The organism is Arthrobacter sp. CAN_A214 (genome assembly GCF_015751955.1).
Lineage (GTDB): Bacteria > Actinomycetota > Actinomycetes > Actinomycetales > Micrococcaceae > Arthrobacter_D.
The window spans coordinates 1-15,638 of sequence record NZ_JADOUU010000013.1; the positions used below are offsets into that span (position 1 = coordinate 1).

Consider the following 15,638-nt stretch of genomic DNA (forward strand, 5'->3'; position numbering starts at 1 on the left):
CCCGCCACGACGCGGAACTCAATGCTCAAGCACTAGGCCGAGGGGGAGTCGTATCACTGAGTCCCATTCAGCAGATTCTGCAATAGGATCACTTCAAGTTGACATAATGTAGATTATCGGCGACTCAAGAGGATCGGGAAGTGGCCCCGGTAGAACAACCGTTCCTGCTCACTCACCTCGTGCCTATTGCACGAAATCTGTTCCTGCATCGAACCATCGACCGACTTGTCGGATCAGCCGACTCCATGCATTATCGACATCGGCAGAAACCACCCCGAGCCGTGCACCGCAGGACGCGGATCGGGTGGCGAGCAAGTATCTTTGATCATCGGCGGCCTCGATCGGAGCCCGCCCCGCCGACGTACCTGACATAACTATTACCAGCACAGATGATCCTTCTGCCTACCATGTGGATATGCCTCAATCTTTCTCTTCACGAGCTCATCAGGTCGACCTCCGGCACATCGTCGACAGCGTTCTGTCCTCCGAGCTGCCACCGATCGTCCGCGCGGGACATCCGGTCCTTCGAACGCCGACCCTACCGTTTGACGGACAGTTCGACGACGCCGTCCTTCAGCTGCTCCTCGACACCATGCGCCGCGTCATGCATGCCGCACCGGGCGTCGGCCTGGCAGCGCCCCAGATCGGCATTCCGCTCCGCATTGCGGTGCTGGAGGACAAGGGCGTTGAGGACGACGACGTCGCAGCTCTCCGCCTGCGCACTCCCCTGCCGTTCCTGGCCATCATCAATCCGAGCTATGCCGCCGCTGGCGCCGACACCGCGGCTTTCTACGAGGGTTGCCTTTCCGTGCCCGGCTACCAGGCTGTGGTCGAGCGGCACCGCGACATCGACCTCACCTACACGTCACCGGACGGCCGCCCGGTGACGGAGCGGTTCTCGGGCTGGCCGGCACGCATCGCCCAGCACGAGACCGACCATCTCGACGGCACGCTCTACCTCGACAAGGCACTGCTGAGGTCCCTCACGGCCAACAGCGAACATGCACGGCGATGGTCCCAACCGGGCATCGACGGCGCCCGGGCGGCACTGCACTTCTAGGGCGTACCTCCCCTCGGAGGAGGCTACTGGCGCTCCGGCGCTGCGCTTGCGGAGGCGGCGTCGGCGTGTGGGGATGGCTTGTTGACCCTGCTGGGGAGCCAGGCGGCCCACCATCGCAGGATGTGCTCGAAACGCTGCCGTCGGTGCCAGGGCGAACCTGAGCGTGAGAGTTCATGGGTTTCCCCGGGAAACACCAACAGCTCGGTCGGTACTCCCTGCTTCTTCAGCGCCGTGTAGTAACGCTGTGCCTGCTCGATGGGACACCGGAGGTCCTCCTCCGAGTGGATCACCAGGGTGGGCGTCTGTACCGCGGCTATCTGCGCGAAGGGATTCTGCGCCGCGACGCGCTCGGGATCGCTGCCCGTGTATTCCTCGGAGAAGAACCAGCCGATGTCGGAGGAGCCCACGAACGACGGCGGATCCAGGTACCCGCGTTCGACGATGGCTGCGGTAAACCGGTGGTCGTGGGCGATCGCCCACGCCGTCAGGTAGCCGCCGTAGGAGCCGCCCTGAATGCCGAGGCGCTCCTTGTCCATCGAGGAGTACTTCTCGAGCGCGCCGTCCAGGAAGGCCTGCACATCCTGGAGGTCCACCGTCCCCATGGCCTCCTTGACCGCGCGGCCGTGGGCCTGTCCGTAGCCGGCGGATCCGCGCGGATTGCAGAGGAGCACGGCGTAGCCGGCCCTCGCATAGACCTGCGCTTCATCGAAGTAGCCCCAGCCGTACTGCGCGAACGGTCCCCCATGGATGGTCAGGAGGACCGGATGGGGTCCTTCTCCTTCCGGAAGTACGACCCAGCCGTGGACAGCGGTACCGTCCGGCGCGGGGAAACTTTCCTCCAGCGGAGCGAACACCGGAGCCGAATCGCGGAGCGGCGCCGAGAAATCAGTCAGCGTGACAAGCGCCTGGTGGTGCACGAGCCCGACATCGCCCATGGTCACCGCATCGGTATAGGAAGCGACGGCGGTGCCCGCAGCGGAGGCGACACCCGTGACGACGAGCGGACCGTCCGCCAGAAGGTTGTGACGGCCGTCCGGGAACATCTCCAGGAGTTCAACGGTGCCCCGAGTCTGGTTGAGGACCAGGACGGAGGAGTCGGAATGCGCGACGACGCCGGACTCCGTCGCCGACAGGTCGGTGCCCTCCGGATCGGTGAGACGCCGGACGTCGGTCAGGTCTGCTGCCGGCGCGACGTAGAGTGCCGTGTTGCGTGCCACGAAGTCGAGTCCCGAGGACGATACGTCGGTTCCGAGGTAGTAGAGCCAGGCACCGTCCAGGCTTTCCCCTGCCGCTCCGCAGCTGAGCCGGGATTCGCCGAGGTTGGAGAGTTTCTGCCGGTCCGTGCCGTCCAGTGCAATGGAGTACACGTCGGTCACGAGGGTGGTGTCGGCGTCATCAGCCAGTGCCGCTGTGAAGAGCACCCGTCCGCCGTCCGCCGTGAACCGGGGCATCGAGTGGTCGGCATCAGCAGATGTCAGTTGGCGTGAGGCGGGCACCGCTGTGTTCGGTCCACCGGAGCCGGCAGGGTCGGGGCCGACGGCATTGCCAGGCCCTGCAGCGCGCCCTGTATCCGCCTTTGCCTGGTCCCGCGCAACCTTGGCGCGGCCCACCGGCTCGACGAATGGCTCACAGTCGAGATCCGGCACCTCGACGAGGAAGAGCTGCAGTCGTTTGTCTGCGGTGTACCCGAGCCCGTTCATCCGGTATTTGTTGGTCGTCACGAGCCGGGGATCCTCGAGGCCGCCGGACACGCCGTCAATGGTTCCATAACGTCCCTCCTCAGGGACGCGGGCTTCGAACACCACCCGTCGCGAATCCGGGGAGAAAGCGAAACTACCGACACCGAGTGGTTGGTCGGTAAGGGCGATGGGCTCTCCGCCGGCGCTGGCCATGACCTGGAGCTGCGGCTTGCCATCGGGCACCGCGCGGAGAAATGCGATCATGGTGCCGTCGGGCGAGTACTGGGGCGCTGTATCCCGAAAACCGCGCGTGATCCTGCGGCGCCGCGAATCGGCGAGCCGGATCTCCCACAACTGGCCGACATAACTGTCGGCGTCGAAATCCGGTCGGGTCACAGCGACAACGGCTGTCGATCCTTCGGGGTGAAGGGTCGGGGTACTTACGGAAGACAGGAGATTCAACTGATCGGGATTCACCCTTCGAGACTAGACTGCGGCTCCGCCTGCGGCAACGCTTCAGGAGGCTCCGGCGGATGGCAACGCCAGCAGCACGAATAGGATGGAAGCATGCCCCTTTCCACCCGGGAGATTCTCCTGTGCCCTGTGTGCGGAGCCGCCGTGGATGTACACCCCGCCTTGCTGGCGTGTTCCAGCGGTCACCGTTTCGATGCCGCTCGGCAAGGCTATTTCAATCTCCTTACCGGACGTGGCACCCGGTTCGAAGCGGACAGCGCGGGGATGGTCGAGGCGCGGGAGGGCTTCCTGTCCGCCGGGCACTACGAACCCCTGCGGAATGCACTCGCAGGGGCAGCGGCCAGGCTCGCGCCCCGGAGCAGCACCGTCGTCGACGCCGGGGCCGGTACGGGTTATTACCTCCGCGCTGTCGCCGACCGGTTCCCGGGCGCCTTTCCCGTAGCCCTCGACATCTCGAAATTCGCGCTGAGGCGGGCGGCCCGGCGGCTTCCCGACGGCGTGAGCCTGGTCTGGGATGTCTGGAAGCAGTTGCCCCTGCAGAGCCGGTCGGTGGACCTGCTGCTCAATGTCTTCGCTCCGAGGAATCCTGCCGAATTCTCTCGGGTGCTGAGCCCGAAGGGGGTTCTGCTGGTGGTCACCCCCCAACCCGGCCATCTCGCCGAGCTGAGGGAACGGGCGTTGCTGCTGCAGGTTCCCGACGGCAAGGCCGGTGACGTGGTGGATTCATTGGCTGGTTCCCTGAAAGAGATTGAACGGAACAGTCTCGAGTACGGTATGGACCTCTCCCCCGCTGCCGTGAAGTCCGCAATTCTGATGGGCCCCGCCGCGCGGCATTACGAACACGGGCAGCTTGACGCGGCAGTGGAACGTCTTGAGGGTCACCAGCGTGTGAGCGCAGCCTTCACGGTGCAGGCCTTCGTACATGCTTGAACAGGTTCATGTCCCGGGCAGGGCACACACCGAACACAGCGGCGCCGATCGGGTATAGTTGTGTGTTTGCCGGGATCGAACTACCCGGTGGGAACATTGCCGCTGACTGCGGTGTTGTAAAGAGTGCAGCTTCAGCCGGAGTGCATCGCCGCGAGGCGGGTCTTTCCGCAGGGGTCAGCACGGCGGTGCCGGCCCGGCCGTACGCCCCTCACTGAGTAGGAGAAAATATGAGCGATCGCAGCCTTCGCGGTATGCGCCTTGGTGCGCAGAGCATGGAAACAGAATCCGGTGTCGAGCCGGCTCCCCGGCAGCGCGTCGAGTACCGCTGCGAAGATGGCGAGCGTGTTTTCGTCACGTTCTCCTCCGAAGCAGAGATTCCGCCGGTATGGGTATCGAAGACGGGCAAGGAAGCTCTCCTCGTCGACGGTGAGAAGCCGGACACCTCGAATGACAAGCCGGTGCGAACGCACTGGGACATGCTCCTTGAGCGTAGGTCGGTCGAGGAGCTCGAGCAGATCCTCCAGGACCGCCTGACGATTCTGCGGGAACGCCGGGGCGAAAAGCAGTCAGTCTAGGATCATCGCCCGGTTAACCGGGCGAAAGAGCCGGCATCCGCCCGAGAGGGTGGGTACCGGCTCTTTTTTCGCCGCCGTCCGGAAGCGCCGCCGTTCAGGAGCTTCCGCTCAGCTGCGGAAGCGCCCCGCCAGCTTCGCCCAGCGCGCAGAGAGCCCCCACTTCGTGACGTTCCCGATGGCTTCGAAGACGATGTTCCCGCTCATCTTGGAGGCGCCGAGTTCGCGCTCCACGAAGGTGATCGGAACTTCTGTGATAGTTTTTCCGAGACGTGCCACCCGGAAGGTCATATCCACCTGGAACCCGTAGCCCACCGACTCGACCGAGGCGAGGTCGAGGGATTCGAGTGTCTCCCTGCGGAACGCCCGGAAGCCGGCCGTGATGTCGCGCACCGGCAATCCCAGCATCGCGCGCGAGTAGGTGCTGCCGCAGCGCGAGAGCAGTTTCCGGTGGACCGGCCAGTTGACGACGCTTCCGCCGGGGACCCAGCGTGATCCGATAACCAGATCGGCGCCGTCAACCGCTGCGAGTAGCGAGGGAAGCTCCTCCGGGCGATGCGAGCCATCCGCGTCCATCTCCACGAGGACGTCATAGTCCCGGTCGAGCCCCCAGCGGAACCCCGCGATGTAGGCGGCCCCCAGCCCTGCCTTGCCCGTTCGGTGAAGGACGAAAACCTGTGGGTCGGATGCAGCGGCGTTGTCCGCGAAATCCCCGGTCCCGTCGGGACTGTTGTCGTCGACGATGAGGACATCCGACTCGGGAACCGCCTTCCGCAGCCGCGCAAGGGTGAGCGGCAGGGATTCGATCTCATTGAAGGTAGGAATGATGGTGACAACACGCACGCGTTCGGAGCCTTTCCAGCGAAATGCGCGGGAGCGCACGGATGAGCTCCGTTTTCAGAGCCAAACCGCAAGTATATGGGACGGCTCCGTTCAGGGGCTTGTCGCGCCGGTGCCGGGTCGCCCGCCTGGCCGCACCAGCGGGGTGAACAGGTTCGCGCGCCTTCGTACCGGAACCGGATATTCCCGGCTCTGTTTTCTACTGACGCGCAAACCTGTTCCCGTAGGTGCCGGCTGCCACCCGCCAGCACGGTTCAGGCGCTGGTGTTGCAGCGCCTGAACCGGTCGAGTGGTAGCCGGCCGGGCCTCCTGTTCCAGGAGATCCTCCAACCCGTAGGTCAAAAGCTTACGTGCTTCAAAGGGCGTGTCAATGGGGCCCTGACGTGGGGAAACGTCTTTTCTCGCAGGTCAGCGCGTGGTGGGCTTCGAAGAACTATTTCCGGACCGATGCCCGATGAGACCGGTCATAACAGCAAGCTAGGACAGGTCGGAGGAGCTGAACAGCGCCACTCCGTCGTGGACCGTTTCGATGCACCTCGGCGGATTCTCGGTGTCGAGGGCCGGCAGGAGTGGCGTTCCTGCACGGGGGTCCGTACTCCAGGACTGGACGCGGTTGTCAGCCGTCTGAACCATCAATTCGTCGACCTCCCAGATGGCATAGGACGCCGGGACACCGGGGGCAAGCTGTCCGCGCATCGGGTTCTGGAACCCGGCCAGGCGCCACCCGGCACGGGTATGGGCAATGAAGGCTGCACGGGCCGAGATCCTTTCGGCCGGGGTGTTGTGGGAGATGCATGCCCGCACGGAAGCCCAGGGATCGAGCGGCGTCACGGGGCTGTCCGAACCCAGAGCGAGTGGAACTCCCGCCGACAGGAGTGATGCAAACCGGTTCATCCCCGAGCTGCGCTCCTCGCCGAGCCGCTGGGCATACAGCTCACCGGTGCCACCCCACGCGGCGTCGAAGGCCGGCTGGGCACTGACCGAAACCCCGAAGCGCACCAGCGCTGCAATGGCTTCATCGTCGAGAAGTTCCACGTGCTCCAACCGGTGACCGGACCGCCGCACCGCCTCGACTCCCAGCGCCGTGGCCGCAACTTCGAGACCGCGAAGCACGCTGTCGAGCCCGGCGTCACCAATGACGTGGAAACCCGCCTGGATGGCACCGGAAGTAGCCGCCGTCAGGTGCGCCGCCACCGCGTCGTCTGCCAGGAAGGTATGCCCGCAGTTCCCCGGATCATCCGCGTAGGGTGCCCTGAGGGCAGCCGTTCGTGACCCGATGGAGCCGTCCACGTTCAGGTCACCGGCGAGTCCTGCGAGCCGTCCACCGAACATCGCCATCACCTGTCGGGCATCCTCAACCGATTCCACCTGCTGGGCCCAGTAGGGAATCACGACAGGTAGCGGGACTTCCTGCGAGGTCCCGTCGATGAGCAGCAGGCCCTCGAGGTCTTCCTGCGGAGCGATGTGCGGCGCGGCCATCTCGGTGATGGCGACGTAGCCTTTGGAGGCGGCGAAGCCCAGGGCAGCTCGTTGGTAGATGCTGCGCTGTTCCGGCGTGAGGCTGCGGGAGGCCGAGCGTGCTGCCACATGCGCACTCCGCACCACGAAACCATCGTCCCAACCATCGAGCGCCGAAAGGTTGAGTGCCACGGCCAGGGCGCCGGACACGACCGCGGAATGCACGTCAGCCCGCACCAGGTACACCAGCCGGCCGCCGGTGGCGTTGTCCAGTTCGGCCGCAGTGGGTACACGCTTCTCGGGCCACCGCGATTCATCCCAGCCGAAGCCGAGCAGGGTCCCCTCCCGGTCCGCGGCCGCTGCGGAGAGTCTTCGCAGCAGATCCGCGAGGGAGGGACACCCGGACAGGTCGAGGGAACCGAGGGCGATTCCCGTTTCGGTGGTGTGGACGTGTGCATCGACGAAGCCCGGCGTGATCAGCGCGCCGTTGAGGTCGACGGTGCGGACGCCCTCCCCCGTCAGGTTCTGGGCAGCGTGTTCGGAACCGACCCAGGCTACCGTGTCGCCGTCCACGAGCATCGCCGTCGCAAATGGATCTGCGGGGCTGTAGACGGAGCCGTTGCGGTACAGGATCGGGAGGGGTTTTGTCATGGGTGTCGGGGATGCTCTCTTGGCTCGGCTTCGTGCGGCAGTGTCTTGTGCGCCGGTGTCTTACTCACTGATATTCGAGTATGCCACCACGCCGCGGCGAACCAGGCGAATGGCCCTCACACAGGTTGCGTGCATTCCTTCCGGAAGGTCGCGGATCTTCGCGAGCTGATCCAGCAGGTCGATCACCTGTTTGGACCAGCGGACGAAGTCACCGGCGGCCAGCTCGGTGCCGCTCAACGCCGCCTGGAGGGAGCGACCCTGAGCCCACTTGTACATCGGCCAGACGAGGGAGAGTTCGGGCTCACCGGTGACCGGCAGTCGGTGCTGTTCCTCCAGGTCCGTCAGTTGCGACCACTGGCGGATGATGGTCTCGACCGACCCCTCGAGTGCCACACTCGGCAGGACCGGGCGGACACCCCGCTCTTCGCGTTTCGCCTGGTACACCAGCACCGAGGCCACGGCGGCCATCTCCGCTGCGTCGAGGTCGCTGAACGCGCCGTGCTCGACGGAGAGTGCGATCAGCAGGTCCTTCTCACCGTAGATCCGCCGGAGTTTCTGTCCCGCCGCGCTGATCCGAAGGCCTTCGGGATCCTCCTGGAGGTACCCGTAGTGCGCCAGCACCTCCGACACGCGGTCGAACGTCTTGGCAATGGTATTCGTCCTGCCGCGGATCTGTCCGGCGATGCGGTCGGTTTCCTTGCGGAGTTTCCACCACCGCTCCGCCCAGCGCGCATGCTGCTCACGGTCACTGCAGCCATGGCAGGGATGGGCCCGCAGGCGGCGCCGCAGTTCGGAGATGGCGCGTTCCTCCGCAGCGGCCGAGGCCGACGGTAAGCCGTCGGTACGTCCCGCGCCTCGGCGTGGCGGACGCTTCTCGGCGAGGGCGTTCCTGAGTGACGAGGTGAGATCCCTGCGGTCCTTCGGGCTGCGTGCGCTGAAGTGCTTGGGGATCTTGATGCGCGAGAGGATCTCGACCGGCCCGTCGAGGTTCTGGGCGCCGATACGGCGGATCTGGGTTTCCAGGGTCAGCACCGTGGGCCGGGGTTCTCGCGAGGAATCGCTGTCGAGGACCACAGCGTATCCCTGGCTCTGCCCGCCCGGCACGTTGATGACGTCTCCGGGACGAAGCGCCTCCAGGGAAGCCTCGGCAGCGGACCGGAGCGACTTCGACCTGTCGCGGGAGGCGTGGGACTCAAGGTCGGTCAGCTCGCGGCGCAGGCCGGAGTACTCCCGGAAGTCCCCGAGGTGGCAGGTCATCGACTTCTCATACCCTTGGAGCGATTCCTCCCTGCTGCGCACCTGCTTGGCCAGGCCCACCACGGAGCGGTCCGCCTGGAACTGCGCGAAGGAGGTCTCGAGGATCTCGCGCGAGCGTCCCTGGCCGAACTGCGCCATCAGATTGATGCTCATGTTGTAGGTAGGGCGAAAGCTCGAATTCAGGGGGTAGGTACGACGGGAGGCAAGGCCGGCCACCGCACCCGGATCCGTGCCCGGCTGCCACAACACCACAGCATGGCCCTCGACGTCGATACCGCGTCGGCCGGCACGCCCGGTCAGCTGGGTGTACTCGCCCGCGGTCACGTTCACGTGGGCTTCACCGTTGAACTTGTCGAGCTTTTCGAGAACCACCGACCTCGCCGGCATGTTGACTCCGAGCGCGAGAGTCTCGGTCGCGAACACTGCCTTGACCAGTCCGGCGGCGAAGAGTTTCTCGACCACTTCCTTGAACGTCGGGAGCATCCCCGCGTGGTGGGCGGAGAAACCGCGCAACAGTCCCTCGCGCCAGGTCCAGAACCCCAGGATCTCGAGATCGTCACGCGGAATATCGAGGGTGGCGGCATCGATCGCCTCACTGATCACTGCGCGCTCCTGCTCCGTGGTCAGCCACAGCCCGGCGTGCAGGCACTGGCCTACCGCCGCCTCGCAGCCGTTGCGGGAGAAGATGAAGGTGATGGCGGGCAGCAGGTCGGCACGATCGAGCGCGGTGATGACCTGGGGGCGGCTTGCCCTGCGGACCAGGGACTCCTGCGGTCCGCGACGGCCCTGGTTACGGCCGCGCCGGCCGCTGCCCGATCCCCAGTTGGCGCGCTGGTTCAGCCGGACTTCACTGCTGGCGAGTTCCAGCAGTTCGGGGTTGACGTCGTAACGCTTGTCCGCGCCCGGCTCCGGCCCGGCGGGAGCCGCCTCGTCGAACGCGATGTCCCCGGCGAAGAGGTCAAGCATGTCCTGGCCCACCATGACGTGCTGCCACAGGGGCACGGGCCGGTGTTCGGACACCACGACGTCGGTGTCGCCGCGCACGGTGTCCAGCCACGCTCCGAATTCCTCTGCATTGGACACCGTGGCACTCAGGGACACGACCTTCACCTCGGTGGGAAGGTGGATGATGACTTCCTCCCACACCGCCCCGCGGAAGCGGTCCGCCAGGTAGTGGACCTCGTCCATCACCACATAGCCGAGGTCATCGAGGGTGTCCGAATTGGCGTACAGCATATTGCGGAGCACCTCGGTGGTCATCACGACGACGTCGGCGTCGGCATTGATGCTGGTATCACCGGTCAGGAGGCCCACGCGGTCCGCGCCGTGGGTTGCAGCGAGTTCGGAGTATTTCTGATTGCTGAGCGCCTTGATCGGCGTCGTATAGAAGGCTTTGAGACCGCGCTGCAAGGCAAGGTAGACGGCGAACTCGCCGACGACGGTCTTGCCTGCACCCGTCGGCGCAGCCACGAGCACCCCTTTACCCGCCTCCAGGAACTCACACGCTTCCCGCTGGAAAGGATCGAGCTCGAACCGAAGGGTTCTCTCGAAGCGGTAGAGGTCCGTCCGCGAATGGGAGGCGCGCGCCTTGGCAGCCTGGTAGCGCTCTGCTGGGGTACTCATTCTTCCACCCTAGACGTTCGGGGTTCCCGCCTACACCAGATTCGTGGGGCGCTCAGAGTCCATCGAGCGAGGAAGCCTTGTCGGCGTTTGCTGCGATTTCGGCTTCCCGGATGGCGGTGCGCCGGGCGCGGCGCTTGTCATTGAGGAGGCATAGGCCGATCGCGATGAAGAACAGGAGGAGCATGGGAACTGCGAGGTAGAACATGCTCATTGCGTCGGCGCCTGGTGCGGCCATGGCGGCGAAGAGGCAGACGAGGAACACGGTGATCCGCCAGGCCTTGAGGATCTGCCGGCCGGAGACCAGTCCCACCATGTTCAGTCCGAACAGGACTACCGGCAGGAGGAAGGCGATGCCGAAGGCCAGCATCAGGCGCAGCACGAAGGTGATGAAGACCGACACGGTGATGATGTTGGAGAAGCCGCTGGGGGTGAAGTCCGTCAGGACGCGCACGGCGTTGGGCAGGATCAGCCAGGCCAGGAAGATCCCGGCAAGGAAGAGCGGGACGGCGACTCCGATGAAGGACAGCGAGATCCGGCGTTCCTTGGTCTTCAGACCGGGGGTGATGAACGCCCATAGCTGGTACAGCCAGATGGGGCTTGAGAGGATCAGGCCGAGGAAGACGGAGATCTGGACCATCAGGTCGAAGGGAGAGCCTGCGGTGTCGAAGTTCAGCGCGGCGCTGCGCCCCTCGCGTTCGTTGATGTCGACTACCGGAGCCGACAGTGCCTCAAGGACCGGTTCGTAGATCAGGAATCCGAGAACGGTGCAGATCACGACGGCGATCGCGGACTTGAAGAGCCGGTTCCGTGCTTCCTTCAGGTGTTCCTTGAGGGCCATCCGCCCTTCAGGATTGGCTTTTCGACCTTTCGCACTGGCCACCTGCGTTACTGGGTGTGCGTCGGGGAGTTGCCCTGGTTCGGCGGGGCCGGGGATCCGGTGGCATTCGACGCGTTATACGGCTGGTTCGGTGCCGTTCCGGGAGAGGGCGTGTGGTCTACGATCCTGCCCTCGACGGTCGGCTCGGCGCCGTCGTCGGACTTGTTCTCATCCTTCATCTGCTTCACCTCGGACTTGAAGATCCGCAGCGACTGGCCGACGCTTCGGGCCAGGCCCGGAAGCTTCGGTGCACCGAACAACAGGATTGCGATGACGATGACGACGACGATTGTCCAGCCTTCAGGCCTCATGATCAGGTTCCTCTCGTTGATCTCCTCTTAGTTTAGGTCAAAGATGCGGCATGTCACGCAGGAGCTGCGGCTGGTTACGCTCGGCCCGGAGCCGGACACGGGTGGCCCTTCGCCGGCCCAACCGCCCCGTCCTAGCGAGCGCATTGGCCGTCCGGACCGCCTCGGGCGTGGAGAAGACTGCAGGAGAAAAGGCGGATTCACCGGCGTCGCCATGACCATCGTTATCGTCGTTGTCGGTCATGGTTCGCCCACTGTTCACTTGAAGGCGATCCGCGGCGCCTTCGAACTCATGAAGTGTCGACATGGCACCGCGGAAGACGCGGAATCCCAGAAAAAGGATAAACAGTGCGGTGAGTGCCAGCAGGGCAACCCAGATTACGATCCACGACCACCAAGGCATCTGCCCAGTCTAGGTCACGCCCGAACCGCCAGGGCCTCCTCCACCCAGCGCAGCGCGCTTTCGCGCACCTCGCGGGGATGGATGACGACGGCGTTGCCGCCGAGGCTAGCCACCAGACCGGGCAGCCAGGACACCGAACTGAGCCGGACTTCGGCTGCAAGCGCGCCGCCGGGTAGTTCACCCGTCCGCACAGCACTGTATTGCTCCGCCACCCATCGTGCGGGTGGCTGGAGCACCAGGGTGACGAGGCGGTCGCTCGGCGACGGCTTGTAGACCTCCGGCGACGACCGGGTCATCCCGTTCGTCATCCCGCCGGTCGGTCCCCCGGTCATCCCCTCCGGGGCTTGCTCGAAGCGTCGGTTCTCGACCGGCACCGTGGTCGGCCGGACAACCTGGACACGGTCGAGCCGGAAGTTCCGCAGGCCTTCCGAATGCACGCACCACGCCTCCAGGTACCACACGTCCTGATGCGAAAACACGCGGACCGGTTCAAGGAGCCGCTGGGAGATCTCATCACGCGCAGGAACCAGGTAGGTGATTTCCACCCGGACGCCGGAAGCCAAGGCGTCCTGCAGTGCCTCGAGGGCGGGATCGATGTCCTCTTCAGTGAGCTTCGTGGCGACGGCGCTGCCGATCCGGGCAGCGTCCCCGGCCGCCGCCGCCAGCTTGGTCTGGGCGCTGAGCAGTGCCTCGGTAGTCCTCGTGCCGGAGAGATCGCGCAGGGCCTGCAGTCCGACGATCAGCGCACACGCTTCATCCATGCTCAGCTTCACCGGCTCCGCGAGGTTCTGGGCATTCGTCAGGTAGATCCGGTTGTCCTCGATATTGACGTCGATCAGTCCGTCCGGATAGTGTCGCGGACCACTGACGAAGAGCAGGTCGAGGTCCCGCGTCAGTTGGTCCGCCGTCACATTGAAGCGGCGGGCGGTCGGCGCCAGCTCCGCGCCTGGGTGGGCAAGGAGGTACGGCACCAGATCGAGGAGTCGCAGGAGGTGATCCTGCGCCGAGGACTGCCGCCGTGGGGCGGACACCGGAGTGTCGGAGAGCACGACGTCGTCGGGCGCCTCGAGCAATGCCTCGAGCGCCCCCCGCAGGAGTGCGTTGACTTCGGCGGCGAGTTCGGAGGGCTGCTCCACCCGCGCGTTCGGCCCGAAGACCGCAACCTCCCGGGCGAGGACCTGCGCACTCGAGTACTTCACCCCGAGCTGGTCCCACTCCTCCCCCGCGGAGAGGATGACCGTGCCCTTCCGCACCCGGAGCGCGTGGGAGGACCCGGGGCGAACGGCGATCCGTGCTGTATTGTCCGGCTCACTTCGCCGGAGCGAGCCGAGTGCCCTGTTCATGTCGAAGGACTCGGGAACAGCGAAACCGGTCTCGAGGAGCCGGGGTGCGGAGGTGATGCGGGACAGCCGGAAGAATCGTTCAGCCTGACGGGAGGTGTCATAGCCCACGACGTACCAGTGCCCGAACCGGGCCCCCATCCCCCACGGCTGAAGCGTTCGCTCTTCCTCCCGGCCGGTGCTCGCAGCCCGGTAGGTGAACCGCAGCAGCCTCCGTTTGGACATCGCACGCCACACCTCGTCCCAGTAGGGATCGTTGGTGGGGATGCGCGGCTGCACGGGAAGGCGTGACGGCACTTCGACACCGCCACTCCTGGTGCTGAGCTTGCGCATCGCACGGGATGCGGCGGAGTCGAGCGCTCCCTGATCCCAGAGGCTCGCTGCCAGGCTGAGGACGGCGTATTCCTCAGGAGTGAAATTCACGCCCGCCAGGCGGTAGTCCTCAGCATTGATCCGATAGCGCTGTACGGTGTTGTCGTTCTCGAACAACGGATCCTCGCTGAACGCCTCGAGCGGGATACCCTGTTCGCGCAGCATTGCCTTGTCCCGGTCGAACAGCTTCTCCCGTGCAGCGCCGGTTGCCGCTTCACCGTACAGCTCAATTTCCTCGAACAGTTCCTCCTTGGTGAATCCCCTCCTGCTCGAAAGCAGCAGGATCACCAGCGTGAGGAGCCGTTCGGTACGTTTTGCTGACACGGGGGCCGGACTATCGAACTGCCAGGAGGTCCACCACGAAGATCAGTGATTCATTCGGCGCGATGGCCGATCCTGCGCCGCTCGCTCCGTAGGCGAGCTCGGACGGGATTTCCAGCCGGCGTCGCCCTCCGACCTTCATCCCGAGCAGGCCCTGGTCCCAGCCCTGGATTACCTGTCCCACTCCCACGCGGAAGTCGAGGGGCGCACCGCGGTTCCAGGACGCGTCGAATTCCTCGCCCGTCGAGAAGGCGACGCCCACGTAGTGGGCAGACACGGTGTTCCCTGTCTTCACCTCCTGGCCGTTGCCCTCGATGAGGTCGTCGATCATCAACTCGGTGGGTGCCGCGTGGTCGGGGAAATCTACCTCGGGTTTCTGGCGATCGAACTCGCACTGTCCGAATGACATGGTTCTCCTTGTGTTCGTGGAAGGGGTGCAGGCTACTGGGCTGCGGTTTTGCCGGTGATTTCAACGTAAAACACCAGTGCGCCGGCCGGGGCGCCCTGCTGCGCTGGGTCTCCGTAGGCCCAGGCTGCGGGGATCTCGAGCATGACCTTGGAGCCCACCTTCTGTCCTGACAGTCCTTCGGTCCAGCCACGGATCACGCCCGTCAGCGGGAACTCGGTGGGCTCGCCGCGGGAGTAGCTCGAGTCGAAGTTCTCGCCGTCTTCCCAGCGCCATCCGCTGTAGTTCGCCGTGATGGTGTCGGCCTCGGTCACCACTTCGCCGGCGCCCTCTTCGAGTACCTGCACGACGAGGTCTTCGGACGGTTCGTTGTCCGGAATGGCGATCTGCGGGGCGCCGTCCTCGCCGAAGGTGAAGGTGGGAAGCTTGCCCTCATCCTCGAGCGTCTGGACTTCCTCGGGAGCGAGTACTTCCGGCTCCGGGGGGAGATCCTCGGCGGACAGTACCTTCAGCACGATGAGCTGCTGGTCCGCAGTTCCCTCGGGCTGTCCTTCGACAGTCTCCATGGGCCGGGTGTATGCAACCTGGGCGCCGACCTTCGTGCCAACCAGGACGTCGTGCAGTTCTGCATCCTGCTCCTTGAGCAGGTCGTCGACGGCGAGGGGCTGCGGTTCGCCTCCGGAGTAGGTGTCACCGACCACGGCGCCGTCCTCGGTGTTCAGGAACACCGCGTGGAAAGTGATCTGCTGGTTCGCCTCGATCTCCTCGCCGTCCCCTTCGATCACGGTCTTCACAGCTGTTCCCGTGACGTCGAGAGGAGTATCGAACTCGACGGTCGGAGCTTCCTCTTCGCTGCCTCCGCTGACCTCGACCGAATCGAGGACCGCGGAATCACCGGCGGTCCGGCCCGATGTCGTTCCGCCGCAGGCGGTCAGCACCAGCAGCAACAGGAGGAGGGTTGCAAGTACTTTTCGCACAGAACTTCTTTCAAAGATGGTTTTGGTCGGCCGGGCGGAGGCACAAGTAGTCCGGCATCATCAAGCCTAACGGGTGTCCGCTGCCACTTT

At 65.1% G+C, this 15,638-nt stretch carries 13 protein-coding genes; 3 read left to right on the top strand and 10 right to left on the bottom strand.

The genetic code is table 11. The features are described from left to right. The first annotated feature begins 415 nt into the window (after nucleotides 1-415). A complete protein-coding gene (locus IWX65_RS11700) occupies nucleotides 416-1,060 on the top strand; it encodes a peptide deformylase (RefSeq protein WP_196883042.1) in 645 nt (214 codons plus the stop codon). A gap of 23 nt (nucleotides 1,061-1,083) precedes the next feature. Here IWX65_RS11700 and IWX65_RS11705 read toward each other — a convergent pair whose 3' ends face one another. Beyond that, on the bottom strand, nucleotides 1,084-3,216 hold the full coding sequence (locus IWX65_RS11705; protein ID WP_196883044.1) for a S9 family peptidase: 2,133 nt from the start codon (nucleotides 3,214-3,216) through the stop codon (nucleotides 1,084-1,086). Between the two features lie 90 nt (nucleotides 3,217-3,306). On the opposite strand from IWX65_RS11705, the gene IWX65_RS11710 reads away from it, so the two are divergent. Both IWX65_RS11710 and IWX65_RS11715 read left to right on the top strand, forming a co-directional pair. Next, entirely contained in the window at nucleotides 3,307-4,143 is an 837-nt protein-coding gene (locus IWX65_RS11710; RefSeq protein WP_196883046.1) for a putative RNA methyltransferase, read from the top strand. Nucleotides 4,144-4,370: 227 nt separating this feature from the next. Beyond that, nucleotides 4,371-4,718 carry an RNA polymerase-binding protein RbpA gene (locus IWX65_RS11715; RefSeq protein ID WP_026533428.1) on the top strand — a complete coding sequence of 116 codons (348 nt, stop codon included), beginning with the start codon at nucleotides 4,371-4,373 and terminating at the stop codon, nucleotides 4,716-4,718. A 108-nt stretch (nucleotides 4,719-4,826) separates the two neighbouring features. On the opposite strand, the gene IWX65_RS11720 is transcribed toward IWX65_RS11715, so the two are convergent. The 9 genes from IWX65_RS11720 to IWX65_RS11760 all read right to left on the bottom strand — a co-directional run bounded on the left by IWX65_RS11720 (nucleotide 4,827) and on the right by IWX65_RS11760 (nucleotide 15,548). Beyond that, the gene (locus IWX65_RS11720) at nucleotides 4,827-5,558 is read right to left on the bottom strand and encodes a polyprenol monophosphomannose synthase (protein ID WP_196883047.1); all 732 of its coding nucleotides are present in this window, start codon (nucleotides 5,556-5,558) and stop codon (nucleotides 4,827-4,829) included. A 474-nt stretch (nucleotides 5,559-6,032) separates the two neighbouring features. Further along, nucleotides 6,033-7,664: an amidohydrolase gene (locus IWX65_RS11725; protein ID WP_196883048.1), complete on the bottom strand. Its 1,632-nt coding sequence runs from the start codon at nucleotides 7,662-7,664 to the stop codon at nucleotides 6,033-6,035. A 60-nt stretch (nucleotides 7,665-7,724) separates the two neighbouring features. Then, complete coding sequence (locus IWX65_RS11730; RefSeq protein ID WP_196883049.1) at nucleotides 7,725-10,544, bottom strand: DEAD/DEAH box helicase; 2,820 nt, start codon at nucleotides 10,542-10,544, stop codon at nucleotides 7,725-7,727. A gap of 52 nt (nucleotides 10,545-10,596) precedes the next feature. Continuing rightward, nucleotides 10,597-11,382, bottom strand: a complete 786-nt coding sequence (gene tatC / locus IWX65_RS11735) for a twin-arginine translocase subunit TatC (RefSeq protein ID WP_196883050.1) — start codon at nucleotides 11,380-11,382, stop codon at nucleotides 10,597-10,599. Between the two features lie 47 nt (nucleotides 11,383-11,429). Continuing rightward, complete coding sequence (gene tatA / locus IWX65_RS11740) at nucleotides 11,430-11,732, bottom strand: Sec-independent protein translocase subunit TatA (protein ID WP_196883051.1); 303 nt, start codon at nucleotides 11,730-11,732, stop codon at nucleotides 11,430-11,432. 37 nt (nucleotides 11,733-11,769) lie between these two features. Further along, nucleotides 11,770-12,132 (bottom strand): hypothetical protein, encoded by a 363-nt coding sequence (locus IWX65_RS11745; protein ID WP_196883053.1) that lies wholly within the window; start codon nucleotides 12,130-12,132, stop codon nucleotides 11,770-11,772. A gap of 14 nt (nucleotides 12,133-12,146) precedes the next feature. Beyond that, nucleotides 12,147-14,168: a helix-turn-helix transcriptional regulator gene (locus tag IWX65_RS11750; RefSeq protein ID WP_196883055.1), complete on the bottom strand. Its 2,022-nt coding sequence runs from the start codon at nucleotides 14,166-14,168 to the stop codon at nucleotides 12,147-12,149. A 10-nt stretch (nucleotides 14,169-14,178) separates the two neighbouring features. Beyond that, nucleotides 14,179-14,574 (bottom strand): FKBP-type peptidyl-prolyl cis-trans isomerase, encoded by a 396-nt coding sequence (locus tag IWX65_RS11755; protein ID WP_196883057.1) that lies wholly within the window; start codon nucleotides 14,572-14,574, stop codon nucleotides 14,179-14,181. 32 nt (nucleotides 14,575-14,606) lie between these two features. Next, entirely contained in the window at nucleotides 14,607-15,548 is a 942-nt protein-coding gene (locus tag IWX65_RS11760) for an FKBP-type peptidyl-prolyl cis-trans isomerase (RefSeq protein ID WP_196883059.1), read from the bottom strand. Nucleotides 15,549-15,638 lie beyond the last annotated feature (90 nt).